Annotated in this window: 24 protein-coding genes and 1 tRNA gene; 7 read left to right on the top strand and 18 right to left on the bottom strand. The window is 53.2% G+C overall.

All coding sequences use genetic code 11. The features are described from left to right. Positions 1-14 precede the first annotated feature (14 nt). The 3 genes from H6F57_RS23045 to H6F57_RS23035 all read right to left on the bottom strand — a co-directional run bounded on the left by H6F57_RS23045 (position 15) and on the right by H6F57_RS23035 (position 2,692). On the bottom strand, positions 15-692 hold the full coding sequence (locus H6F57_RS23045) for a helix-turn-helix domain-containing protein (protein ID WP_190624506.1): 678 nt from the start codon (positions 690-692) through the stop codon (positions 15-17). A gap of 249 nt (positions 693-941) precedes the next feature. Further along, positions 942-2,195, bottom strand: a complete 1,254-nt coding sequence (gene crtL, locus H6F57_RS23040; RefSeq protein ID WP_190624505.1) for a lycopene beta cyclase — start codon at positions 2,193-2,195, stop codon at positions 942-944. A 116-nt stretch (positions 2,196-2,311) separates the two neighbouring features. Beyond that, positions 2,312-2,692, bottom strand: a complete 381-nt coding sequence (locus H6F57_RS23035; RefSeq protein ID WP_347279985.1) for a DDE-type integrase/transposase/recombinase — start codon at positions 2,690-2,692, stop codon at positions 2,312-2,314. 485 nt (positions 2,693-3,177) lie between these two features. On the opposite strand from H6F57_RS23035, the gene H6F57_RS23025 reads away from it, so the two are divergent. The 3 genes from H6F57_RS23025 to H6F57_RS23020 are packed head-to-tail and all read left to right on the top strand — an operon-like array spanning position 3,178 to position 4,932. Further along, a complete protein-coding gene (locus tag H6F57_RS23025) occupies positions 3,178-3,858 on the top strand; it encodes a TetR/AcrR family transcriptional regulator (protein ID WP_190624502.1) in 681 nt (226 codons plus the stop codon). A 28-nt stretch (positions 3,859-3,886) separates the two neighbouring features. After that, positions 3,887-4,060 carry a hypothetical protein gene (locus tag H6F57_RS27305; RefSeq protein ID WP_190624501.1) on the top strand — a complete coding sequence of 58 codons (174 nt, stop codon included), beginning with the start codon at positions 3,887-3,889 and terminating at the stop codon, positions 4,058-4,060. Between the two features lie 8 nt (positions 4,061-4,068). Continuing rightward, positions 4,069-4,932, top strand: a complete 864-nt coding sequence (locus H6F57_RS23020; protein WP_190624500.1) for an alpha/beta hydrolase — start codon at positions 4,069-4,071, stop codon at positions 4,930-4,932. Positions 4,933-5,242: 310 nt separating this feature from the next. Here the strand turns inward: H6F57_RS23020 and H6F57_RS23015 are convergent, their stop codons facing one another. Further along, entirely contained in the window at positions 5,243-6,520 is a 1,278-nt protein-coding gene (locus H6F57_RS23015) for an ATP-binding protein (RefSeq protein ID WP_190624499.1), read from the bottom strand. Between the two features lie 9 nt (positions 6,521-6,529). After that, positions 6,530-7,216 (bottom strand): two-component system response regulator RppA, encoded by a 687-nt coding sequence (gene rppA / locus H6F57_RS23010; RefSeq protein WP_190624509.1) that lies wholly within the window; start codon positions 7,214-7,216, stop codon positions 6,530-6,532. Positions 7,217-7,411: 195 nt separating this feature from the next. Here rppA and H6F57_RS23005 point away from each other — a divergent pair, with 195 nt between their 5' ends. Next, positions 7,412-7,747 carry a hypothetical protein gene (locus tag H6F57_RS23005; RefSeq protein WP_199294878.1) on the top strand — a complete coding sequence of 112 codons (336 nt, stop codon included), beginning with the start codon at positions 7,412-7,414 and terminating at the stop codon, positions 7,745-7,747. A 10-nt stretch (positions 7,748-7,757) separates the two neighbouring features. Here H6F57_RS23005 and H6F57_RS23000 read toward each other — a convergent pair whose 3' ends face one another. Continuing rightward, positions 7,758-8,480, bottom strand: a complete 723-nt coding sequence (locus H6F57_RS23000) for a bacteriorhodopsin (RefSeq protein WP_190624497.1) — start codon at positions 8,478-8,480, stop codon at positions 7,758-7,760. 180 nt (positions 8,481-8,660) lie between these two features. On the opposite strand from H6F57_RS23000, the gene H6F57_RS22995 reads away from it, so the two are divergent. Together H6F57_RS22995 and H6F57_RS22990 are read left to right on the top strand one after the other, a co-directional pair. Further along, on the top strand, positions 8,661-11,375 hold the full coding sequence (locus H6F57_RS22995; protein WP_190624496.1) for a cation-transporting P-type ATPase: 2,715 nt from the start codon (positions 8,661-8,663) through the stop codon (positions 11,373-11,375). A gap of 75 nt (positions 11,376-11,450) precedes the next feature. Next, complete coding sequence (locus tag H6F57_RS22990; RefSeq protein WP_190624495.1) at positions 11,451-11,981, top strand: hypothetical protein; 531 nt, start codon at positions 11,451-11,453, stop codon at positions 11,979-11,981. A gap of 526 nt (positions 11,982-12,507) precedes the next feature. On the opposite strand, the gene H6F57_RS22985 is transcribed toward H6F57_RS22990, so the two are convergent. The 5 genes from H6F57_RS22985 to H6F57_RS22965 all read right to left on the bottom strand — a co-directional run bounded on the left by H6F57_RS22985 (position 12,508) and on the right by H6F57_RS22965 (position 19,079). Next, positions 12,508-12,813, bottom strand: a complete 306-nt coding sequence (locus H6F57_RS22985; RefSeq protein ID WP_190624494.1) for a hypothetical protein — start codon at positions 12,811-12,813, stop codon at positions 12,508-12,510. A 54-nt stretch (positions 12,814-12,867) separates the two neighbouring features. Then, positions 12,868-14,379 (bottom strand): sulfite exporter TauE/SafE family protein, encoded by a 1,512-nt coding sequence (locus H6F57_RS22980; RefSeq protein ID WP_190624493.1) that lies wholly within the window; start codon positions 14,377-14,379, stop codon positions 12,868-12,870. Next, a complete protein-coding gene (locus H6F57_RS22975; protein WP_206753724.1) occupies positions 14,379-15,671 on the bottom strand; it encodes a tetratricopeptide repeat protein in 1,293 nt (430 codons plus the stop codon). Before H6F57_RS22975 ends, H6F57_RS22980 begins: the two co-directional genes overlap by 1 nt. A gap of 269 nt (positions 15,672-15,940) precedes the next feature. After that, on the bottom strand, positions 15,941-17,164 hold the full coding sequence (locus H6F57_RS22970; protein ID WP_190624491.1) for a DUF4331 domain-containing protein: 1,224 nt from the start codon (positions 17,162-17,164) through the stop codon (positions 15,941-15,943). Positions 17,165-17,276: 112 nt separating this feature from the next. Then, complete coding sequence (locus H6F57_RS22965) at positions 17,277-19,079, bottom strand: DUF4394 domain-containing protein (protein ID WP_190624490.1); 1,803 nt, start codon at positions 19,077-19,079, stop codon at positions 17,277-17,279. A gap of 312 nt (positions 19,080-19,391) precedes the next feature. Here H6F57_RS22965 and H6F57_RS28130 point away from each other — a divergent pair, with 312 nt between their 5' ends. Then, entirely contained in the window at positions 19,392-19,517 is a 126-nt protein-coding gene (locus H6F57_RS28130; RefSeq protein WP_277881795.1) for a hypothetical protein, read from the top strand. 260 nt (positions 19,518-19,777) lie between these two features. On the opposite strand, the gene H6F57_RS22960 is transcribed toward H6F57_RS28130, so the two are convergent. The 7 genes from H6F57_RS22960 to H6F57_RS22930 form a co-directional block, all read right to left on the bottom strand. After that, the gene (locus H6F57_RS22960) at positions 19,778-20,605 is read right to left on the bottom strand and encodes an SPFH domain-containing protein (protein ID WP_190624489.1); all 828 of its coding nucleotides are present in this window, start codon (positions 20,603-20,605) and stop codon (positions 19,778-19,780) included. A 486-nt stretch (positions 20,606-21,091) separates the two neighbouring features. After that, complete coding sequence (locus H6F57_RS22955) at positions 21,092-21,295, bottom strand: hypothetical protein (protein ID WP_190624488.1); 204 nt, start codon at positions 21,293-21,295, stop codon at positions 21,092-21,094. A gap of 36 nt (positions 21,296-21,331) precedes the next feature. Further along, entirely contained in the window at positions 21,332-21,508 is a 177-nt protein-coding gene (locus tag H6F57_RS22950) for a hypothetical protein (protein WP_242024714.1), read from the bottom strand. A 25-nt stretch (positions 21,509-21,533) separates the two neighbouring features. Further along, positions 21,534-21,797 carry a hypothetical protein gene (locus tag H6F57_RS22945; RefSeq protein ID WP_190624486.1) on the bottom strand — a complete coding sequence of 88 codons (264 nt, stop codon included), beginning with the start codon at positions 21,795-21,797 and terminating at the stop codon, positions 21,534-21,536. A gap of 315 nt (positions 21,798-22,112) precedes the next feature. Beyond that, a tRNA-Val gene (locus tag H6F57_RS22940) sits at positions 22,113-22,186 on the bottom strand. Between the two features lie 59 nt (positions 22,187-22,245). Beyond that, positions 22,246-23,460, bottom strand: a complete 1,215-nt coding sequence (locus tag H6F57_RS22935) for a SpoIID/LytB domain-containing protein (RefSeq protein ID WP_190624485.1) — start codon at positions 23,458-23,460, stop codon at positions 22,246-22,248. A 157-nt stretch (positions 23,461-23,617) separates the two neighbouring features. Next, positions 23,618-24,976 (bottom strand): N-acetylmuramoyl-L-alanine amidase, encoded by a 1,359-nt coding sequence (locus H6F57_RS22930; protein WP_190624484.1) that lies wholly within the window; start codon positions 24,974-24,976, stop codon positions 23,618-23,620. Between the last annotated feature and the right edge of the window lie 101 nt (positions 24,977-25,077).

The following is a 25,077-nucleotide window of genomic DNA, read 5'->3' as shown; positions in this document are numbered from 1 at the left end:
GACCTAAACGCGTTTCATCTTGGCACAGATAACGCAACCGCTTGCCCTGGCTGAACAGTTCCTGTAACACCTTCATCGCCAGCGATATTTTTTTTGAAGTGCGCTGGGCTCTGGGGGGATTGCCTAATGCTTTTGGGTCTAGGCACCTTCAGTTTGGCGTTGAGTCGGTAGCGCACCAGTTGATGCACCGTGCTGTACTTCAAGTTCAAGCCGAACTCGTCAAAGAGCCACTGCTGCACTTCACCATAACTCCCGAAGCCGTGCCGTTGGGTCAAGCGTTGTTTCAGTTGAGCTAGCGCTTGACTACTCACGGCCGGGGCTTTGCCAGGGGCTTTACCGACTTCTAGCAGAGACTCAAGACCACCCCGTTTGTACCGGTTAAGCCACCGGGTTAAGGTCGCTTTATCACGGCCTAGGCGCTCTGCCAATTCGTTGCGGCTGCTCACCTGGTTGCCTTTAAGCCAGTAGAGCATTTGCAGTCGTTCCTTTTGGCTAGCACTACGGGCCTGTTGAAGCGTCTTCTTCAACTGCGCTTCGCTTTCTGCGATCTCAACGATGAACGGGCGTCCCATGCCTTTTTCCTCAAGGGCTAGCAGTACCTTCCATTTTGACGCACACTCATATGTAATTGGTATGACATAGCTGAGTGGTAATTGTCCAGCACAGGTTGGACAAATTTTGGAACGTTTCACGAAAGAGCTGCCAAGAGAGATTGTGATGCTGCTCTGTGGCGCGGGGTTAACTAAACCAGGACTCTGACCTTACCTCGACTTTAGCCATTTTGACTAGATCTCAAACGAGACTTCAAGGATTCTAAAAGCACCAGTTCAGACTTTTCTCAACATTGGTGTAAGACGGCGATATTTAGAGAGTCAGAAGCGTTTCCTTGAAAGGCTTGTGATCTCACAACTGAGGTTCCTTCTAGATAGCTAAAGTCAAGCTTAGGCTTGGGCCGCTTGCAGGCTCAAAAATTGCCAAAAAAGCTGGCTCTCTTGGCCAGGGAATTGCATTAAACCCCAGCGTACGTCGTTGGGAGCTTGCACAAAGAGCTTTACCATGGCCGCCACCAGTTGAGGGGTAGAGAGTTCATCGGCTAAAAAGCCCGACCATTGGTCTTGGGGGAGGCTAAAGAAGGCATCGAAGAAATGCTTGAGCTGATGCTCGTTGAAGCGCATCAGCTTTTCTAAGCCGAAGCGGTAGAGGTAGTATTTCCGCAGTCGATCAGCTGGCCACAATCCCTGCCAACCGGCGCGGGCGATTTGCTGGGGCGAACTTTGCGGATCGGCTAGGGCTGAGGCTAAAGCATCGGCCAAACTGGGAGCGCGGCGCAGTAAAGCGCCCACCATATAGCCCGAAGCCGGATTTACCATACTGGCGGCTCCGCCGAAAGCGACCACCGGCTGCTGTAAGTCCGGCAGGGGTAAGGTCATGGGGAACAGGCAGCGCTCTACCTCGTGGACTTCTCTAACTTCGATACCACGAAACTTGAGACGCTGGTGCAGGCGGCGCTCCAATACATCTAGGCCCATGGCCGGAGCCAGAGCTAAGGAAGTTTCTTCTACGAGGTAAACATCCTGGCCGAAGTCCATGGCGTAGAGAAAAGTGGGCGGGGTTTGGGCTTTTTCTAAGTCGGAGAGGTGATCGCTCCGAAAGTCTTGATGGACGAATCGCTCGGGCTGCACCGGCGGGGCCGAGAAACGTCCCACGATGCCGTAGGCGGCTTGATAGGCCACTGGCCCTTGGTTTTCGCGTTTAACGAAGACCGGATTGTGACCGCTGGTGTCCACCACCACCCGCGCCTTTAATTCCACACCAACATCAGTAGTGACGATCGAACCCAAATCTTGATGAGTAATACCTTTGGCTCGATCCATCTGCCAGCTCACTCCACCCGCCGCGCAGCGATCAAGCAGGTAGCGCTGGAACTTAATTTTGTCGAACAGGCCGTAGGCGCGATTGTGCTTTACTTCGCCTTTAGCATAGTAAGAAACGGTGTTATCCCAGCGATGACTCAGGAGATCGCTCAAACCAAGAGCCGTCAGCTCGTCTTCCCAAATGCCGTAGGTGTTGGGCCAGGGTTTATCCACGGGCGTAGCGGTCAAACCGCCCACCTTGAGCCCCCGTTCTGCGAGGCTAGCAGCGATGATGGTGCCCGCTGGCCCTGACCCGATGACCAAAACATCAAAATCGCACATAGTAAAACTTCAAGGAGGTTTTTGATCTTGACTCAGGAAAGTGGACAGGTAAATTAGCCTGCGCTCAGGCCGTCTAAAGAGAACCAATAGTTTTCTTCAAACTGTACTGGGGACAGTTATCCAAGGGTTGAGTGTAACCATTGTGGGTTATAAAAGACCTCAATCCATTCGGTAACAACAGTGCGGGCTAGGGCACGAGTTGAGAGGACTCTGGGATGAATCAACTCGGTTTTGAGCGTTCCAAAAAAGCTTTCAGCCACCACATTACCCCAGCAATTACCTCGGCGGCTCATGCTGCCCAATATCGTAGCCTGCTGAAGTGCACCTTTGTACTCACCACTGGCGTATTGAGAGCTTCGGTCAGAATGAAACAGCAACCCTGATAGAGCCGGTTGGCGTTGCCCTAATGCCGCTTTTAGGGCCGTTAACAATAACTCAGTGCGCATGTGCTCGGCCATCGACCATCCCACCACCCGCCTAGAAAACAGGTCCATGATGACCGCCAGATACGGCTAGCCTTCAGTGGTCCAGATATAAATCATGTCAGCCACCCTACCCGGTCGGGTTCAGACGTTACAAAGTCTTTATTTAAGTGATTCTCGGCAATTGGCCTAGCATGCTTAGAATCGGCTGTCACCTGGAATTTATGCCGAGACCGAGCGCTGATGCCGAGTTTAGCCATTAACCGCACCACCCGTTGACGGCTGACGCTCACGCCCTGAGCCACCAGGGCTACCTGAATCCTAGGGGAACCGTAGCTTTGACAACTGGTGTCGTAAACCTGCTGAATCTGGTGAAACAAGAGCTCATTCTCCTGGATCCCAGGGGAAGCGAGGCAGTTGCACCAGGTGTAATAGCCACTTCTGGACTGCTTCAGAACCCAGCACATTAAGCAACCGACTAGACGATCTAATCGTTGCATGATTATAATGTGACTTACCGGTCACATGACTGACCGGTCACAAATAAAAACAGTCTGAATATGCCTAGCTCAACCTTTTTTAACCTACCTGATCAAAAGCGAGAGTCATTGATAGAAATTGCCGTTGATGAATTTTCCAATCATGACTACGATTCTGCTTCTATTTCTCGTATTGTGCATCGTGCCGGAATCGCGAAAGGTAGTTTTTATCAGTATTTTCAGGACAAAAAAGACCTTTACTTATATTTGGTAGGTCTGATTAGCACCACAAAAACTTCTTTTCTGCAAGAAATCCATCCGACTGAGTCTAAAATGAAGTTTTTTGATTATCTGCTTTGGCTATTTGAGGCAAGTATCAGATTTGATCTAACACATCCTGCGCTTAGCAAGTTGAGATATCGAATCTTTTATGGGGATTTACCGTTTCGAGATAAAACAATGGAGGAAGCAAAAGAAGCATCTTCAAATTTCTTTCGCAATTTGGTCATCGAAGGAATGGATCAGGGCGATATTGATCCTGGTTTAGATTCAGAATTAGTAGTTTTTGTAATCGATATTCTTACTAAAAATTTTGGTGATTATGTTCCTAAAAAGCTAGGATTGAAGCCTGAGGAAATAGCACAAGAGGGAATTACAATCCTTGACATTGAAGCAACTAAGAAAATATTCAAAGATTTAGTTGATGTTTTACAGTTTGGGCTGATTGACTGTAAAGCTAAAGCAGTTCAATTAGAAGAGTAATAGTTATTATTGGAGATTAAAAGTACTCATGCAAGCGGTTCTGAAGAAGATAAAATTTTGTTTGGTTCTATTCTGTATTGGGTCAATGGCAACCTTGATAGGAGTTCCAATCATTTCGCAAGAGAAAATTGAGCAAATCATTCAAGCTAAAAATCGAGATGTAGCAGCAGAAGTAGAGCAGGCTTCAGATGAGCAACGGTGAGGAGGTTTATGAATACAACAAATTTGCTGACTTTACCTGGCAATCGGCAGTTAGCCTATGCAGAATATGGTAAACCCAATGGTCATCCACTTCTTTACTTTCATGGTGGTGGAGCTTCTCGATTAGAGCCATTGTTGTTGGGCGATGAAGTTTTTAGTCGATTGGGGTTACGGGTCATTGCACCAGATCGTCCGGGAATCGGGCAATCTGACTTTCAACCCAAACGCGGATTTTCTGACTGGGTGAAGGATATTGAGGTGCTTGCTGATGGGTTGGGATTGGATAAATTCTCAGTTTTGGGCATTTCGGCAGGAGGTGGCTATGCTGCTGTCTGTGCTGCAAAGATTCCCGAACGATTACACGCAGTGGTGATTGCATCAGGGGCATGGCAAATGGATACCATCAACAATTTGCCGCAGTTCAATCGTTGGAGTTGGATTCTCATCAAACAATTTCCTTTATTACATCGAGGGTCGCTGAAAGTTATGCAGCGATCGCTCAACAGTTCTCCAGAAAGATTGCTTGCTTCGTTCAAACCGCAACTTCCACTATCTGACTATGTAGTCTTGGAATCACCGGGTCGAATGGAAGTTTATCGTCAAGCAGCGATCGAAGGACTGCGTTTAGGTACGCGAGGAGCGGCTTGGGATATTCAGCTTTATTTGAGGAAGTGGGATTTCAGTTTGGATGAAATCCAAATGCCATTAACGCTGTTCTATGGTGAAGAAGATAGGAACGTACCGCTCGACCTAGTAAGGCGAGTCGCTGGTGGTCTACCTCAAGCTAAATTGATCATCCTCCCAAACGAAGGACATATTTCAGTCGCGGTCAATCAGATTGAAGCGATCGCCAAAGTGCTTGTGGGTGAATGAAAGACTCCACCAGGTTTGTGCTGACCTAGCAAGCAGGCTAACAACACCCGTGAACCCATCTGTTTAATGGTTATTAATTGAGTTCGAGAGTCTATTCGCGGCGGGTTACGGGCAACGTTCGATCACCTGCAATCAACCTATTTCCTGAAATATCGATTTTGAATGGGCAGAATGACGCTGCTGGGAGGTAACTGAGGTAACTATTGATAATGGCCTTAACCTGAGTTCGGGTTAAGTACTAAGGACTTCTCTGGGCCGTCTGCACCGCAGCCGGAGTTCCTCATTCTGGACTTCTGAATCCGTTAAGACCCTAGTAGGGCTTGAGGGGCAGTTCAATCTGAAACTTTGAGCCTTTACTTACCTCACTTGTGACATAGATACGCCCGCTATGAGCATGGACAATTTGCCGGGCGATCGCCAACCCTAGCCCAAAACCACCGTTTTCCTGAGAACGCTGAGTGTCTACCCGGTAGAATCGATCGAAGATATAGGGTAGGTCGGTTTCTGGAATTCCAACGCCTGTGTCAATTACCTGAATCACGGCCCAACCAGGGTGAGGCACTAAGCGCACCAGGATCACGCCACCAGAAGGAGTATATTTACAGGCATTGTTGAGCAAATTTTCGATCGCCTGTCGCAGCAAGTCGGGGTCAGCCCACAGTTCGATTAATTGCTCAGGCGGCTCATAGGTCAAGTTGATAGATTGCTGTTTTGCTAGGGTTACAAGCTGAGTCACCAGATTGTTGAGCAAATCGTCGAGATTGATTATTTTGAGTGATTCTGGTGCAAGCTGTCCCTGATGACGAGCGAGCAATAACAGATTATTGACGAGAGTACCCATTGATCTTGCGCTATCCACGATGTTTTCCAAGGGAGGGTGATAGCGGGAATCATCATCGGCGATGAGTAATCCCAATTGCGCATTGGTCAAAATCGCAGAAATGGGCGATCGCAACTCATGGGAAGCATCTGCTGTAAACCGTTGAAGCTGTTGATAGGCTTGCCGAATGGGTTGCATAGCAAAGCCGCTGAGAATCCAACCTGTGAGGGCAATGAGTCCTAGTGTGAGCGGTACTGTCAGAGCCAGCACCATCTGAAGCTCCTGAAGGTCTTGTTGAGTCTCCATGAGGGGAACGGCAACCTGAAGATACCCCAAAGTTCCAGTTCTGCCCTCAACCGGTAATGTCGCCTGACGGAGCCAAATTTCTTCCTCCAAAAGTGGATCTGTCGATTGAACTGTGAGATAACCAAGAGGTGTATCTAACCGGTCTGAAGGGGGCGCTCCGAAAAAGCGAACGAGCCGTCCTTGCGCGTTATACCAGCGCACATAAATCAGCTCCTCTGCAAGCGGATGGGAGCCACTGCCCAATAACGGAACATGGCTCAGATCGACCTGACTCTGGTCTTGGCGCACTTCATAATGCACGCTGGCAGCCATCACTCTAGTCTTGTCGTGAAGTAAGCGATCGAGTGCTTCCAGTTTTTCCGTGATCTCGATCTGATAAATTGCTCCAGCAAACAGCACCAGAATGCTTCCCATTGAAAGGGTGAACCAACGAGCCAGGTTGCGACGACTTCGGTTAAACACGTCTTGCCTTCAAGATTCATGCGTTTCAGGAGGCGTTAGGCGATAACCCATGCCATAAATGCTCTCAACCCAGTCAGCTGCTCCTACAGTCTGCAAGCGTTGACGCAGTTTGCGAATCAGGACAGTGATTGCATTGCTTTCGGGTTCGGTTCCCCACTCCCACACTGCCTGCTCGATTTGGTTGCGGGTTAATACCTGTCGAGGGTGGCGCATGAAGTACTCCAACAGTTGAAACTCACGACTGGAAAGAGCAACAGTGTCATCTTGCCGTTTGACAGTCAGGGTATCGAGGTGGAGGTGCAGATCCTCAAGACTTAGTGTATCTCCCTGCCAGAGGGGCGATCGCCGTCTTAATGCCCGGACTCGTGCCATGAACTCCACCAGGTCAATCGGCTTCACCAGGTAGTCATCTGCGCCTGCGTCTAAGCCAGTTACTTTCTCAGGCGTAGTGTCTCTTGCCGTGATCATCAAAACTGGAGCTGTTTTCCCGGCTGCTCGATATTGGCGACAGAGGGTTACGCCGCTGACATGCGGTAACATCCAGTCTAGAATCAGCAGATCATATTCTTTTTCTGATAAAAGCCACTGAGCCGTCTCACCATTATTGACACCATCGACGCTGTGTCCTGCCTGAGAGAGCGCCATTTGCAGCGGCATCAGTTGTTTTGGGTCATCTTCTACCAGCAGAACTCTCATTCCTTTGCTGCTCCCCTTGCGGCTTGCAAGAGTGAGCATAGGCATTTAGCACAATGTAAACATCCCCTTTGAGCCAGATTTTGAGGCAGATTAGATTGTTAGAGTGCAGACAGCAGAACAGATAAGCTGATGAGAAATAATAGTAGGTGGCGGGCAATCAAACATTGGCTCCAAGCATCGGGGGCAGAATTCTGGTTGCCACTGCCGTTTGTGGCGATCGCCTTTTGGTTTGGCACCAATACTCTGATGGCTCAAGAGCTGCGGCAACCCCAACTGACCGAAACAAGACTTCAGGCAGATACCCAGCTTAAGGCAACTGTATCCATCAACGTTTTGCTAATCAATGCAACCGTCAATCGACAGCAGGGGGTTACGCAGGTTGAGGTAGAAACAACGGAACCCATCTTGAAGCGGTTGGAACTGGAATTGCCGATGACCAACATTAACCAAATCGAGGCGGCGATCGCGCAAGAACTTCAGCTATCTCTTCAAGATGTGCGGCAACTCGTTCGCTATGAAATTGTTGAATGAGACGACTGTATCAATAGGCTACGTCGTGACTTGCAGTATTTACACTGTTTTTGATCCGGTTTAAGCGACGTAAACCATTCAAATCTAAATAGCTAAAACCAACTTTGGAGAAAAAGGGCAGCACACAAAATAATAGTGTCTCAATCGTCTGGTTGACCCAACCCAAACCAGAAGGACCAATCAACCAGGTGATCGGGTAGCTAATCCATAGCACCGTAAAGTAGCTCAGAAGTGTGTCATACAGCCTAGATAACTCTACCCCTTGCCCACGAGTTTTAGTCCGCAAAGGCACCCAAATTCCCCAAAGGACAACCAGAAACGCAACAACACCACAGGTGTACCAAAGAAATCTGGCTTCATCGGTTGTGGACAGGTCAGCGATCAGCCCTGATACCACGACGATCACTTGGGTTCCCATGAGTGAAGCAATTAATATCCAGTCTTTGGCAATGAAATACATTGCTGTTAAGGAAAGTGATAGCAGGAGTAAAGGGGTGGTGACAATCCAGTCGATGTAGCGAGCGTAGTGAGTAATTTGGCCTGTAATTTCGATCTTCCCTTGACCGAGTGCCATTGCCATGTAAGCCAAACCCGACCAGATGGGAATAAAAGTGGCAATTAAATACTCATATTTGGGAACACCACGCGGATTGGTGCCAAGTGAAATGAAATATAATGCGCCGATCGCCATCGCAATCACATAAGCCCAGTGAAATAGAGCTTGCAAATCCATAAGCTACCTCCATCTTTTCTCAGTCTTATATTACAAATGTGATCCAAAAGTGAGTAGTAGAGATTTGGCACTCACTTTTGGATCACTTTCTTGAAGGAGGCTAGAGAGGTAGAGAAGCAAGCAATGCTGGCTTACAGCAGCCGTGCTGCTCCAGATGGTATGAGGTCGGGAGGCAATGAGATGGCAGTACTGGACAGCGTCAAATCTACAGAACAGCAATGGCATCACCTTTCCCAAGAGCAGGTTGTCCGTTCGCTCAAAACTGATCCTGAGCAGGGTTTATCTTTTACAGAAGCAGCAGAGCGACACGATCGCTTTGGTCCGAATCAGTTGACAGCTCAGAAGAAACAGAGCGCTTGGGTGCGTTTTCTTCAACAGTTCAATCAGCCATTGCTCTACATCTTGCTAGTTGCGGGGTTGGTGACAGCGTTTCTGAGAGAGTGGATTGATTCGGGCGTGATTTTTGGGGTGACGCTGCTCAATGCCATCATTGGCTTTGTACAAGAGTCTAAGGCAGAGGATGCGATCGCCGCCTTATCAGAAGCGGTTACAACCGATGCAACCATTCACCGCAACGGTCAGAAGCAAGTTGTTTCATCCCGCGAACTGGTTCCTGGCGATCTCGTCTTGCTATCTTCCGGCGATAAAGTACCTGCGGATCTGCGGCTGATCGAACTTCGTGACTTACAGGTAGACGAATCAGCCCTTACAGGAGAATCGGTTCCAGTCGAAAAAAACCTCGATCCCCTCGAAGCAGACGCTCCGCTCGCAGAGCGCACCAACATGGTGTACACCGGCAGCCTCATCACTTTTGGGCAAGCGCGTGGAGTTGTTGTGGGCATTGGTGAGATGACCGAAACCGGGCACCTCTCCCAACTGATGCAGCAAAGTACAACCATAGACACTCCCCTGACTCGCAAGATTGATAAATTCAGCAAAACCTTGCTCTACGTCATTTTGGGACTCGCTACCTTCACCTTTGCTGTTGGCATTGCTCAAGGGTTTTCCTGGATTGAAGTGTTTAAGGCGGCGGTTGCGCTGGCGGTCAGTGCGATTCCTGAAGGATTGCCTGCCATTCTCACCGTGACATTGGCGATCGGCGTATCTCGGATGGCAAAACACCACGCCATCATTCGCAAACTGCCGGCGATCGAGACTCTGGGCAGTACCACCGTGATTTGTTCTGACAAAACCGGAACTCTGACCGAGAACCAAATGACGGTTCAAGAAATTGATGCTGGTAGCAGGCGTTTTCGGGTGAGTGGCGGAGGCTATGCGCCGGATGGTGAGATCTCTCTGAATGGACACGCAATTGATCTGGCAAAGACACCAGCTTTATATGAATGCCTGCAAGCTGGACTGTTGTGCAACGACTCCCATGTAGAAATGCAGGACGGAAACTGGATGGTGGTCGGTAGCCCCACAGAAGGAGCACTGGTTGCTGTCGCTCACAAAGCGGGACTCGTTACAGACAAGCTGGAGCAGGCGATTCCTCGACTTGACACCCTGCCGTTTGAATCTCAATTTCAATATATGGCAACACTGCATCGCAACCAACCAGAACGGTTGATTTATGTTAAAGGTTCGGCTGAAGCCATCCTCAAACGATGTCGTCAGATGGTTGATGAAGATGGAGAAGCGATCGCCCTTAACCCGACACAGCTTGAGCAAACTGTAGAGAGCATGGCAAAAAAAGGGCTGCGGGTTCTGGCACTTGCCCGGAAAGCTGTTCCTGATTCCCAAAGCTCGATTGATCATTCTGACCTGGAGCAGGGTTTGGTATTTCTGGGATTGCAAGGCATGATCGATCCGCCTCGTCCCGAAGCAATTCACGCCATCGAATCTTGTAAGTCTGCGGGGATTCAGGTCAAGATGATCACAGGCGACCATGCCAAAACAGCAGCGGCGATCGCTCAACAAATGGGCCTAAATCAGACAAAAAATGCACCTGTTGTCACAGGTCAGGAACTTGCCCAACTAGATGAGCAAGGATTAGCCAACGCTGTTGAGCAGAGCAATGTGTTTGCACGAGTTGCACCTGAGCAAAAACTGCGGATTGTAGAAGCACTTCAATCCAAAGGTGAGATTGTGGCAATGACCGGAGATGGAGTCAATGATGCGCCTGCATTGAAGCAAGCTGACATTGGCGTGGCAATGGGCATCACGGGCACCGAAGTCACGAAAGAAGCAGCAGATATGATTCTGACGAACGATAACTTCGCTTCGATTGAAGCCGCTGTTGAAGAAGGACGCACTGTTTATAAAAATCTGTTGCGGGCGATCGCCTTTATCTTGCCCGTAAACGGTGGCGAATCGATGACCATTTTGATCGCCGTGATGCTAGCAACGCCACTGCCAATTCTGCCCGTGCAAATTCTCTGGTTGAACATGGTCAGTTCTGTGGTCTTGAGCCTACCGCTGGCATTTGAGCCGCCTTCTCCAGATGTGATGCAGCACCCACCTCGTCCTGTTAATGAACCGCTGCTATCACGCAAGCTAATCAGCCGAATTCTAACCGTTTCGCTGTTTAACTGGATTGTGATCTTCGGAACGTTTAATTGGATTGTTCGTACCACTGGAAACGAAGACCTAGCACGAACGATGGCGATTCAAGCATTGGTTGCCGCAGAAGCATTCTACTTGTTAGGGATCAGCCGCTTTATTCCCGCGATCGTTGCAAGGCTACGTGGTAAAGATGAATCACTCGGTTACGCTGTGGCGCTCGGTATTGCAGGGGTTTTCATACTTCAACTTTTATTTAGCCAATGGAGCCTCATGAATAGGCTCTTCGCGACTGAAGCATTAACTCTGACTCAAGGCTTGATCTGCCTTGGCATTGGGTTACCCATGATTGCTTTAGCGGCGTTGCTGAAGCGTTTTGCTCCGCTGACATAAATGACTTCAATAAAGCCGCTCCTCGGATCGTGCTTGTCCCACAAATTTTGTAGTGTTGATATCCATTTTTGTCTTATGGCTTCTCATAATCTCAAACGTGCGATCGGCATATTCTCCAACCGCCGAGACGCAGAACAGGCAATAGCTGAGCTAAAAAACAAGGGTTTTCCCATGCACAAGCTCTCAGTGATCAACAAGTCATCTGGTGATAACAATAGTTTAGATAGTCAAAGTCTAGGGCAGCCTTCGATTACAAGAGTGCAAGGTGCAAAAACAGGCGCGATCGCGGGAAGTATAGGAGTAGGTTCACTTGCCCTGATTGTAGGACTCGCTAGCCTGCTAATTCCCGGCATTGGTCAGATATTAGCGATAGAAAGCCTTTTAACAACCTTTCTTGGAAGTGGAATTGCTGCAACTGCTGGTGGTCTATATGGCGCTATTCAAGGATGGCTGGTGCCAGCGGAACAAACAAAAATGTACAGCGACAGATTTAACCGAGGGGATTATTTGATCATCATGGAGGTAGTAGAGAATGAGATCCTGATTGCTGAATCTGTCCTTAAGCACCGGGGGATGCGGACATGGCGTGTCTATGATGCCTCTTGAACTCGAGGGCTGCACTAGCGGCGGCATTTCCTCATCTGCGCTATCAGAGGGCTGCATGACCTCTTTAGCAAACTCATCAGCATAAGCACCTGGGCAGTGTTGCGGTAGTTGAGCTTGAGGATAGTCGTTCTACCCTCTGTTCACATTCCTTTGCTTTAGATGACCTAATTGCCACATATTTTTCTAATCCAGCTCTGGATTAAAGACGACTCCTAGGCCATGGGCCAGCCCCGCAATTGAAACGCCTGTGAAGTCAGCCCAGCTGCCCCCTAAGAGGATGTTTTAAAAGGGTCGGATTGAGGATCAAAAGTCACCTGTACGGATCACCTCGTTCCTTGAAACCCTCATTCCTTCGTAGTCGTCCCTCAGTAGTTAAGGTAGTTTAAGTTACTCCAGAGGGCTTTTCAAACACCCTCTAAAACTATCCCAACTAGAAAGACATCCCTTCCAAGGACGCGAACTCGTCCCGTTGGGGTCAGAGCTATGGTGAAATCCCGGATAAGTATTTAGTTGGAACGCTCTAAACCTAGTTACTAAAGGGGGGCCTACCCGTTGCAGTACAGGGCTTGCCGTCGCTATCGAGGAAATAGCAGGGCTCGGTATTTTGAACCACTTGTTGAGGGGCAGCATCCGACGAGCTACCGCACAGTGACGACAGGTCGCGCACTTGGCCATCGGTAGTGACCATGTAGCAAAAGAGCGAAACGACGGATTCAGCCTGGCGCGGGGGGGAAGCCGGATTAGCTAGGGCGGGCGAGACGACGGCGATCGCCAGGGGCAGGGTCATCGTCCATCGCAGCAGGGTTGGCATGGTGTGCATCCAATTAGTCAAAGGGGCAAGTTGGTCGGTGAGCAAAGACGCGGGCGGTGAACCTGGCGTTAAGCGCTAGAGCAGCTGCATGATCGATCGGGTCGAAATGCCGAGGCCGATGATGGTGATGCCCACCGCGCTCGCAAGCGGCAGCCACTGCAACGCTTGAAGGCGGGGCGCGGGAACTTGCCTAAACATCCGTTTAGCCGAAACCAGCAGCAGGCCCAAACCCGCTAAAACGCTGGCCAGCCCCAGACTAAAGGCCACCACCAGCAGCAACCCCGAGATCGGATTGCCAAAGGCGATCGCCCCCAACAGCAGCACCAGGGCCGCCGGACAGGGCACCAGCCCCGCCGACAATCCCAGCAGCAGCAGACTGCGCCAGGACATTGCAGTGCCGTCGGGCGTCACGGGCAAATGGCTGTGGGAATGTCTGCCGTGGTGGTGCCCGTGAGCTTGGGCATGGGGGGGATGAACGGAGTCGTGATCATGGTGATCGCGGGCATGAGAGTGATGCCCATGGGCATGGTGAGGGCTGTCATGGGAATGGTGATCGTGGGCGGGGGAATTTGTGTAGGCATGGGCATGAACCAGTTCACTGGGGGAGTGAGCATGGGTGCTAGGAGCATGGGTGTGAGCCAGTTCACCGGGGGAGTGAGCGTGGGCGCTGGGTTGATGGCCAGCGCGCTGCCGCCGCTGGACAATTAGGTTGGCACCAATGCAGACAATCATGACCCCGGAGATCAGGCTCAGCCAGGGATAAATTTGCTCGGGCAGCACATAGCGGGCTGCCGCTAGGGTGATGAGGCCGAGGGCAAAGACACCGAGGGTATGGGTGACGGTGGTCATCAGCGCCAAAAACAGGGCGTGGCGGGGGGTGGCGCGTTCGCCTACCAGGTAGGCCCCTACCAAGGTTTTGCCGTGCCCCGGCGACAGCGAGTGTACCGCACCCCACAAAAATGCCCCAAGCAGCGTGACAAACCAGGCCTTGCTGCCTAACGCAGCTGAGCTAGCTGACTTCACAGTGAAGGAGGAGTCTTCAGGGGTGAAGACGTAGTTGGTGACCTGCCCGTTTTGAGCAATAGTGGCCAAGCAACTTGCCTCGGGCGCATCAACCGGAAAAAGGGTGTAGGTGATCGCCAACCCCGACGGTGGCTCGGTCCAGGAGTATAGGAGTTGCAGCGTGGTGTGGCTGCCGGGGGCAGTTCTGGCATTGGCAGAGGCGATGTCTACGGCGGGCTGGAGGGTTAGCTGGGGCGATTGGTTGCGGCTGTCTCTAAGGGCGATCGCAGACTCAAGCTCTCGCGTTAGCGCCTCTCGATGGCGAATCAGTTCGGCGGTAGAGAGTTGTCCGCTGCCGTCGTCATCGGCAAAGGCGGTCAACCCGGTTGGGTAGGTCAGGGCGATGCGGGTCTCAGTCCCCTCCAGGGCAATTTCAGCAGCGGCCAAATCGCCCCAGTGGGCGGCGGCGGGTGGGGCGATCGCCAGCCCAACCACGATGCAGCTAAGGGCGACCAGCAGCCCCAAAACACCGTACGAGCGAAAACGAAGTCGGCGCAAATTCTGGTGCAACTGCTGGGTAATCATCAAAGTTCCTCCTGTTTGGTCAGGCCTAACCGTTGCCGAGTCTGGGGGGTAAACGTGGGATCTATCGCTGTCGCCTGGCGAAAAAATTCTGCCGCCTGGGCGGGATGATTGAGAGCTGACTCAATCTCTCCTGCTCGGTAGGCGATCGCCGCACTGCGCACCCCTTGGTCTAACGCCTCTTGGATCACCTGTTGGGCCTCGGGCAGTCGGTCCGCCGCCCCCAGCGCCCAGGCCAATATATCGAGGGTTTCAGCATCTCGGCGGTTGGCAGTTTCGGTTTCCATCAGCGCTACCGCCTCTGCCACATCGGCAGGGTCACCCCGTTCTAGCAGTAGATGGGCCAAATCGCGCCGATGCCCCAGAGCGTTGCCCTCGACGTTGCGTCGCAGCTCGGTTTCGGCCACATTCCAGTCCTCGGTTGCCGTTCGCCCGCGCAGGGCTTCGATTCGAGCCAGGCCGTGGAGCGCGGTTGGCCCGCCGACCTCGTGGTAGTGGTGTTTGGCCCTGCGATATTGTCCTTGAACCGTTGCCAACTCCGCCAGCTGAAGATGCGCTAGCGGATGGTTAGGGACGATCTTTAGCGCCTCATCGTAAAGGGCTTGAGCCGTTTTGTAGTCGCCCCGCTGAGCGTAAAACCGGCCCAAAAACACGCGGGTCTGGGCCGAACCGGCGGGGTTGTCGGGTTCTTCTGCTGCGATCGCCCGCTGAAAAGCCGACAGGGCTTGGTCATCTTGCCCTTGGGCTTTGTGGGCCAGGGCCTTGAGCGTCAGGCTCCCCAGTGACGGATACTGCTCCGCTAACGCGTTAGTTAAAGGCTGTGCTTCTGACACCTGGCCCATCGCCAGCTTAGAAGTAATCACTAAACCTAAAGCTTCGGGGGTGCCTACGCTTTCCGCTAGACTAACGGCGGTCTTAAAGTCATGCTGTGCCTCAGCGATCTTAGCCAGGGCCAAGATTGCGCCTTGATTATCGAAGGGCAAATTTGCCAGCGATTGTTGCGCCGATTTTTCTGCCAGTAAGTACCAGCTATCGTTACGCGTGGCGCGGGCCATTTGAATGTAGAGATTGGCCAACGTCGCCTGATCGAGCCCATCGGTTGGGTTCTTTTGCACCTGCCCTTGGTAGAACGAAATCGACTGCTCTAGGGTTTGCTGACCCTGGCGATCTAGAAAGTCAGGAAACGAATATTCGTAGGCAGTCTGAGGCCAAAACGTCGGCCATTGCCAGTTTGGAACCTGCGTCAGAGCGACTGCCCCAAGCGCGAGCAGACCCAAACCTAGGCCCCTAGACATAGATGCTCGCCCCGAAGCCGATGCTATTGATTTGATGGGTACCATTGCGATCGCGTCCTACACTTACCAAACGTCTCCACCCGCCCAGGGGACCAGCACCAAGTAACGGAGCCATGAACTAATTGCTCCTAACCCAGCCTCAAACGGAAGAATCAAAGGAAACTGCCGCTGCTAAGCGTTAGGTTCTGGCTGCTGCTGAACGGCTGGCGGCAGATCGCCAAAACCTAACGACTTACTCTCCTTGCTGTTAATAGAGAGAGTGTGGGCGGCTAGTTAGCAGGAGCCAGGTAAGGGAAAGCCGGCTCTAAGGGGTCATGGCCCTGGGCCTGGTTGCCGGTGGTTCCTTGATAGGACACACCGTCGCTGGTGATGGCGCCGTTAGTGAGCACCGAGAGCGTGATATCGACAACGTCGTCTAACAGTAGTCGCCCCCGAATAGGGCTGCCCTTAGCATTAACGGCACTGGCGTAGCCGCTCGGCCCAGTAGTGTCGATCCGCATGACGTCGGGCAGAAAGGCCCCGAGCAGGGCATTGGCCCGCTCCTCGCTATTGCCGAGCGCCAGCAGCGTTTGTTTGGCTTCTGCAACAATAGGAGCCCCCGCACTGGCTGCCGGTTCCTGACCCGCCAAAATTGCGGCCTCAAAGGCTGGGTCAACGCTGTTAAGGGTGTTCAAGAAGTCGTTGGTGACGATCAGGCCCTCATTGATAGCGGGGCGAGCCAAGCGCTCGACCTGATTAAACTTCTTGCTCCCCGGCAGTGTTACCGTCATCCACACATCAAAGGTCGTGGCACTGCTTGAGCCCTGTAAAAGGTCGATCGGCAGCTGAACGGCGATCGCATTGACGTTATACCCCTTGGTAAAGTCCACCGCTGTAGCGGGGTCGCGAAACCCAACTGCAGGCCCTTTGCCCAGCGCCCCAGCCCGCACCCGAAAGAACTGCTCTACATCAAAAAAGAACGGATCTTCGCGCAGGCCTGCAAATACCTGAACGTTTGAACCATCGACGGTGCCCGTATTCAGAATTGGGGTCTCTTGCAGCGCGGTTGTCTGTCCTTCAATCACGTCCTTGCTGCCGTCTTTGGTGATCGTCATCTTGTAGTCTTGGCTATTGTTGCCTTTCGGCGGGCCAAACTCAAACTCTAGGACAACATCCGATAACCCTGTCGGCGTAGCATCTTTGTTGCTAACGCGGGAAATATTAAATTTGTACTTCGCTCGGGTGCTGAAATAATACTGCTGCCCTGCTACAGAGCGGGGATTGGTATCCATAATCAGCACCAAATTTTCCGGTGAAGCGGCAGGATTTTGATCGCTTTCTCGGAACACATAAAGATCGGTCAGGTTCAGGTTGCGTCCTTTGATTTCTGACTCGCCGTCATCGTGGTCAGATGCGTTGACAAACACAGCGCCTGCGCCAATGGTGGTCGCAAGCCCAAGCAATAACCCAGCAGCAAGCAGAGACTTTTTAAAGGTCTGGTTCGTGGTCTTCATTGTAGGTATAACCCTTGATTTGGATAAGAACTAGTGATCGGGGTTTTGAAAGCCAAGTAGCTTAACTCCCAAAACTTGTCGATGGGATAATAGAGACCAACTTTGCGATCGCTTAAACGATCACGCTGACCTCAGGAGAAAGCGTCACAATTAAGTCGTTAAAGTCAAAATCTCCAGCATCTTCAAACAGCAACGTGTTTCCCTCACGCTTAATGCGCGTCTGCCCTAGGGCCGCGTCGCCTACTGTCGCCAGGTTTTGAATGTTGCCATCGATCAGCAATGCCGGCGCGTAGTAGGTTCCGCCAAGGAGGTTTAGCCCCACATCAATACTTTGATTGTTGCCAACCGTCAGAGCGATGCCATCGAGAAGATTGGCGGCAACGGCGGCTTCATAGCCTGCGTCCCCGGGCAGCAAGCCATCCACCCGTCCCAAGGCGTCGGTTTCATAAAAGGCCAGCACATTATCAAAGAAGGCTTCACGGGAAAGCTGTTGGATAACGTTAACTGCCACATTGCTATCAAAGCCGGTCAGGTCGAACAGCTCGGGCAATGGTTCAACGTCGGCGATCGAGGGTGCGGTCGTCAATCCCTGGAAGCTGATCATGTCGTCGGTGCCGATCGCCCCCAGGCTGGTTGCAGTCCCAGACTCAAGGTTGAGGGCATAAAGGGTCGCATCAGACACCACAAACGCAGTATTGTCTCCCGCTGAGGAGGCCACAATTTCGAACCCCCCTAGGGTGGCGAGGTCAAAACCCAGCCCGCCTACCGTTTGCAACGTGCCATCGTTGGGCGGGTTTTGCAACACCAGACTGTCCAGCTCAGCGTCAAGGTCAAAGAGCTGCGTCGCTGTGGTGCCCGCAAACGAGTTGGTGTAGGCAGCCCCAGTCACGCTGGGGTTAACTCCGACATTGACATCTCCAGAGCCAAAGGTGAGGGTGCCGTCCACAGTCACCGCACCAGTATCAACATTGATGCGGAAGCTTTGATCGTTCTCACCCACCAGACGCAGGCGATCGGCCACGGGGTTGAAGTCAAAGCCCGAAACGGCACTGCCCTCAAAAGGCTGAGATAAGGTGCTGACCAGCGTTGCCTCGGCAACGTCGCCCTTGAGGGCCAGGGTGTAGAGCTGGTTAGTAGTCGTGAGGCCGTAGAGCAATCCGTTGGCCGGACGCACATCAATGCCGATCAGGGTGCCCTCAATACCAGTCACAGACAATGTGGTTGTCTGAACCAGGTTGTCTGTAGAAAACGACACGAGCTGATTGTTGTCGGTCAGGCCCAATAGGTCAAAGGCTGCGGGCGGTGGGGTCGGCGTGACGGTTTGGGCACCGGTAAGAGCGATAGTGTAATTACCGCTAGGGGCATCCTCTCCAGCAAACCCCACTAGAGGAGAGCCTGCACCCGATCCAGTGGGCAACAAGACGCCATCGAAGGATTCGTCAGCAAAGATTTCCCCGCCGGTACTGATGGGGTCGTAATCGAAGCCAGAGATGGCTAGGTAGTAGATGCCGGGAGTAAGCAAGCCTGACCTAGACGGCAAGGTGGCCTGGGCTGAACCAAACAGATCGTCGTTGCCATAAATACCGTTGCCTGCGGCATCGAACAGAAAGAGCTGGGGATCTTCCAGCAGGCTGGTGGGAATCCCCAACGCATTGTCGATGGGCAGGCCAAGCAGGGTTTCTGCATCCAGCGTTGTCGCTGAAAAAGGCTGCTCACCCGAAATAAAGATTTGAAAGAGATCGGCATCTCCAGAAACAGTTCCAGTAATAAACGCCAACGGCTGTGCCAGATCAGAAATGATGGAGACAGCTCCGTCAATCTGCTCTCCAGCGTCATCCGTTTCGGCAAATGTAATGGGCTGAGGGGAGACGGGAGCCGTCTCAGAGGCAAGGGCTTCAGAATCGAGGGGGCTCATGCAAACACTCCTACACCTGGTGCTTAGGGGAGCTCAAGCATCAGGCTGGTTAAAGTTTTCATGCTCACTACGAGTAAGTTGACGAGGCAGATTTAAATCAGGAAAGCTGTAACAAAACGTAGATTTCTTGGGCAGCACGTGCACGACAAGGTTAAAACTCTGTTGTTATAACCTTTGGAAAACCCTTGTTTTGAAGCCCAAAACCTTTGTAGCAACGGCTTCAACCGCCATATTAAGATTTGTTGTCGCAACTTTAATCACTGCGTTCTAGAGACAATTTTTTGGAGTTGAACATCGCCAGCGATTAAGGCAATGGAGCTGATGATGAACGACTGGCTTTTAGTTGAGGCTATGGCCCTGGTGACATTTTCAATTCGCTACGCACTGCTAGCCTGGAGCGGGCGGATTCAGCTGTCGCATACTCTGTACGGGCACTGAGGCTATGTGCTCCCGGTGGTACTGACGACACTGCGCGCAGCTAGCCGTCGCAACTACTTACGGCACCCAAAGGCCACATCTAAGCCATTCGGCTTACCCCTGTGCCGCCCTCTACCAATCGGGGCAACCTAGGCTCAGCATATTTGCGATACATCTTGAGAATTTCCCACTGGCTGCACTGGCCGGTGGGATTTATTTTGGTCGGTGCTGACCACTGACCGCGATGCTTGAGCCGTTTATGTGGCGATCGCGTGGGCAGGCTACTGGGCGGGCGGAGCGGGTTGCTGGAGGTTGATAAACGGGACGGTTTCGCCCGTCACTTGAGGGAGAACCCCGTTCCACTTTTCGATGGCACGTTGCTGGAGTAGTTCAGCGGAGATGGACTGTTGCTGAAGGCGGTTAGCTTCTGCCTGGGCGCGGGCGGTGGCGACCGTTGCCTCACCGTTGGCCTTCGCCTTCTCTACTTCCTGTCGCGCCCGCTCAGCCTCCTGCTTGGCGGTGATGACAGAGTTGATGGCAGCCTGTAGCTCTGCGTCTGGACGGAGGGAGACAAAGCTGATGGAGTGGACCTGGAAGCCGAGGGGATCTAGGTCGGACTGAATCTCCTTGAGGACGGTATCGAGGAACAGGCTTTTCTGCTCTCCGTAGATTTCGATTGCTTTCATGGTGGAGCCGACTCGGTTGAAGGAGTCCTGTACCATGCGTCGAACGTAGACATCCGCAATCATTTCAGGGGACTGGCGAAACTCAGAAAAGATTTGCTCGGCCTTGTCAGGGGCGAAGCTGTAGGAGATAGCCACGTCTGCCGTGAAGCTAGCGCCCTCAGATGAGTTGAGGGTAATCTGCTCATTCTCGTCAGGGTTGTCGCTGCGCTCCCAAACCAGGTTCTGGCGGTAGGTGGGGAAGTTGTAGATCTCCTCTGTCACCGGGTTGACACCGTAGCGCCCCACCTCAAGGGTTTCCATCTGACCACGCTTGCCGCCTGCCTGGTAGACCTTTACACCAACATTGCCGGGAGGGACGGTAGCGCAGCCGCCGAGAAGAGTGGCAGAAAGAACGATCGAGATTCCAAGAGTCTTGGTCTTCATTTGATTTGCGCCAAAGCGTAAAGGACAGAGAGTGTGCCTGCCAGCCCCAGGATTACTGAGGCCGGCAGGGCAAAAGGAAAGGCAGCATTGAAAGCTTCTTCCGCCATCAGGAACAAGATGACTCCGATCGCTAGCGGAAAAAATACATTAAGCGTCTTCCGGATCATGGCTAAATATGGTTCTGGATTTGTAGGATGGTCAGCATTGCAAGCCCGTCCTTGAGGGGTAGATGGTCCAAGTATTCCCTGAGGTGTTCGATCGCTTCATTTCACTGATGGCTCCGCGTGCGATCGCGACCCTGATTCCGTTGTGCGAAAGGTCATTTAAGATTGGTTGTCTCCGTTGGTTGAGTGGACAGAATTAAAGACCATCCGATCCTGGTCTTCTTTGTCCTAGTCACTATCAGGGGCTCTGATGAGGTGGGATGTAGTTAGTAGGTTGCGATCGAGCCTGGACCCCATTGCCGCCCCTCGGCCGTCTCTTTTCTCAGAAAGCGATCGCCCGGCCTGCTGCCATCATGGCGGTGACGGGGTCGATGCTTTGGTCGTGGCTAATGGTTATTCGTGGCCTAGGTAGAGTCATCAATTGCCGCCAATAGTCAGTTCTAGGCAGCGTTCGGGTGTCACTCTCCTTCTCGCGGCGCTTGACTAAGCCAGGCAGCACCTTGCCCCCAGTCTTTGTCGTGCCCAATTCGTGCTTATTTAGCCCCGGTGTGCAGTTATCTAGCTATAGATCAATCGCTAGGTTCCCCAGGTCATTTACGAAACACCCTAGCCCAATCGCAATGCCCAACCACGCCGCCCCAAACGGTGACACTCCCCATAACCACGACAGACCGAGCAGCACAGGCCACCACCCGTAGATAACCCGCGCCACGGTGCCAATCAGCAGACCGTGACTCATCAGCCCCCGGTGCTTCACAAAGTGGTCATAGGGCAGCCAGTAGAGACAGGGTGGTTTGCGTTTGTGCTTCCACGTCCCGGTCTGCGGTGGCCCACAGTTCATGTAGGTAGGCAGTGCCCCCAGCAACAATCCACAGCCCCTCGCGCGGCATCTGCCACCAATAACCCCAGGCCATTACCCCAGGGTTCACGACAGAGAGGCTGCACAGTGCGATCGCGCAGGTAACCGACATGCGCAGGTGGTGTTTGCGGTTGGAGCCGCCGTAGAGCCAGCGTAAAGGGGTGGTCATTGTCTATTTCTGAATAGACACAAAATTCCCAAACACCCATCCCTGATAGCCAGAAGCGGGAAATTGAACGTGAAATCACTTTTCGCAGCTTGGCCCGATAGACTCGCCCATGACGGCGATCGCCTCGCCGTCCAAGCCATAACTACCGCTGACAGCTACGGCAGGTGGCTGGGGCCGCACATTGATTATTGAACGACATCAATTTGTCACCAGTCCTTTGGCGACAGAATTTTGCCTCGATGACACTAATGTGGCACCAGCGACATGAATATGTCACCGATGACAAATAAAGCGTCACTGTACATTTAAACTAAATGGACGTAACTGGACTCGAACCAGTGACCCCCACGATGTCAACGTGGTGCTCTAACCAACTGAGCTATACGTCCTTGCAGAGGTCGAATTTAGCATATCCCCTGGGGCGATCGCAACCTCTACCGCCGCTAATCTAATGGGCTAGGCCGGGCTGAAGCACTTTGGGATCTAGCAGCAGCGGCATATCCTGCTTGGCGGTGGTGGCCACTCGCAGGTTAGAGAGAGCAGTGCCCTGGTAGTAGTGGGCTAAGATTTGCTGGTAGTTTTGGCCTCGGGTGGCCAGCCCGCGCGCGCCCCACTGGCTCATGCCCAGGCCGTGGCCATAACCGCGCCCGTCAACCCGTAGGGTATCGCCCGTCAGGGTAAGAGAACATAATGAGCTACGCAGACCCAACGCCTGGCGAAACTCGGTGCCCGTCATGGTGCGGGTGCCCTGGGTGCCCTGGAGCCGAATGGAGGCGATGCGCCCCTGGGGAGTGGCGCGCTCAGTGACAACTCCTGTTAGGCGGCCAATGCCAGTAATACGCTGTGCAATCTGTTGGGTCGAAAAGGTCTCAGACCACTGAAACACCGGAGCCTCTTGGTCGTAGTCGGCCACGCCGCGCAGGTAGGGGGTGGCGCTTTGCCAAATATCTTCAGAGTTTTCGGTATAGCCGCCGGAGGAGGAATGGAACACCGCCTCAATCACTCGGCCTCCATAGGTCAGCACCTGGCCCTGGGTAGCGTTGACGGCAGCTTGTACAGAGGGAGCTTCGGCGGCCAGCCCTCCATAGACCTGATGGGCCGTGGTGCCTCCCACATCAAACAGGTCGCCTTGGGTGCGATCGCGCCGATACATTGCGTAGGAGCGAGCCGCTACCGCTTGGGCCTTAAGCGCCTCGTGGGGCCAGCTGGCGGGCATTTCACCACCGACGACGCCGTAGAGATAGGCTTCGAGATCCACCCAGTTGACGGCGGTCACTTTGCCATCGATGGGCACCACCAGCACCCGACCCCGATACCATTTGTCGTTGATAAAGATATAGCCACCGCTGGTCGGCTCTACCCAAAAGGCCTGCCCCTGCCAATCAGCTAGCTTTAGCCCGCTTCCCTGGGGAGTGACAGTGATCGATCGCCCCTGGGGAATTTGGCCCACGCCTTGGCCTGTCCCGTTTTTAACCACGGCTGGGGTAGAGCTGCCGACCACCGCTTGATTGAGGCGATCGCCCACAGCCACCCGCATTTCGACCGCCGCCTGCACCGGCAGCGTTGCTAGCCACCAGAGCACCGATAGGCTGAAACCATGTTTGAGAAGGCCTAGGGAGTGGCTGAGCAGCAGCCCAAACAGGGGTTGGCGAAGTAAATTCATCGGTTGCGGCAGAACGTAGAGAACGTGTGGGATCACCGGACAGCGCTTTTTACGGTATCACCGATAGCTCAACCCGGCACATTAGGATCCAATCATTCCCATGACGACCTCGACAGCCGCAGGTTTCCCCTGGGGAGACAGCGGTCAAAGTGGTCGCTTAGGGCGGCACGATCGGCTCGTAAAGCCTCCGCAGAAAGGCCATAATTTTGCGGCCATACTCTGGGTCGGCGCTCCAGCGACCGCTGAGCTGATTGACTAGAGGGGCAATTCCTCTGACCACAAACAGAAAGCGAGGGTCGACCTGGCGTTGCACCAGGGGGTCGAGGCTAGCGTAGGCCTTGAGGTGCTGAATTTGCGCCCGCACCCCCACCCGAGCGCTGGGGAACGACGACCCCTCTGGCCCGCCCGTGGGTGAGCCAATGCCGCCAAAGTTGTTTTGGGCCGGGTTGAGGCTGCCGCCAAAGTTGAGGGAGTTGGTTTCGACCAGCATTTGACAAAAGGCAATGTCGTGGTTGACCCCCTCGATCGCCGCCTCTTCGCGGTAGAGCTTGGGCAGGTCGCGGTAAGCGTTGACGGCACCCTGATTGACGCTTTGCAGAAACAGGGTCAACTGCGTCTCTGACGTGCTGCCGTTGCCCATGATGCGATCCATCGAGCCAGGGCAAAACTGGGTGCCCGTGCGCGATCGCAGCCGAATCGTTCGGCTCGCCGCATCCCAGGTCACCGTCACGTTGTAGTTTTGCAGATCCACCGCCTTGATGTAGACCACATTGGCGTAGCGAATGCGGGTGATATTGGGGGAACTGGTCGCGTCTACCCCCAGCAAGTCGGCAATGTCGATGGGCACGTAGGCGTTGCCGTTGACGATAATGCCGGTTTCTGGATAAATGCCGCCGTTGAGGTTGATGCGAATTTCGGGCAGGTTGCTCCCCGGCGCAGTGGGAGTGCCGCTGCCCACCGCCCGGCTCCAGGAGGCCAGCCCGTCGGCAATACCCAGGGCCACATCGCGGCGCTGCCGCTGAATGACGGCCAAATCTTGGGGATTGCTTAGGTAGCCCACCTCCATCAGCAGCGAAGGGCAGCCCAGGTTGCGGCAAAAGGACAGCAGACCTGTCGGCGATTCGGTGTCGGGCTTGACGCCTCGGCTAGGCACCTGGGGGATGCGGCGCAGCAGAGCCAGCAGCACAATTTCAGCATGGGTGCGGCGCGTGTCGTTTTTGGCAATGTAAAACACCGCCGAACCCCGCACCGCCGGGTCGCTGAAGACCCCAGCGTGAATTTCGAGGGCCACATCTTCAGGGCGACAGCGGGCGTTAATCCAGGCCAGGGTTTGGGTGGCGCTGAGGTCGTCGGGCACAGACAGCACCGCTAGCTGGCGCGACCTAAGCTCAGCCACCACCAAATCGCGAATCTGAATCATCTCCGCCGCTTCGGTGGTGTTAGGCAGCACGGCACCGGGGTCTACCACCCCATTCTCAAAGCCGCCGTGGCCCGCCGAGATAAAAATCTGTGCCATATAGAACCGAATGCTTAGACTCTCTGGCCAGAATCATACCTATGAAATGGGGAAGTGGATGGATGGGTAGGGGATGTGGATGAGATGAGGAAGGTAGGGAG

Source organism: Leptolyngbya sp. FACHB-60, assembly GCF_014695775.1.
Classification (GTDB): Bacteria; Cyanobacteriota; Cyanobacteriia; order Phormidesmidales; family Phormidesmidaceae; genus Nodosilinea.
Note: the sequence above shows the minus strand (reverse complement) of the source record. Positions and strands in the feature narration are given on the sequence as shown.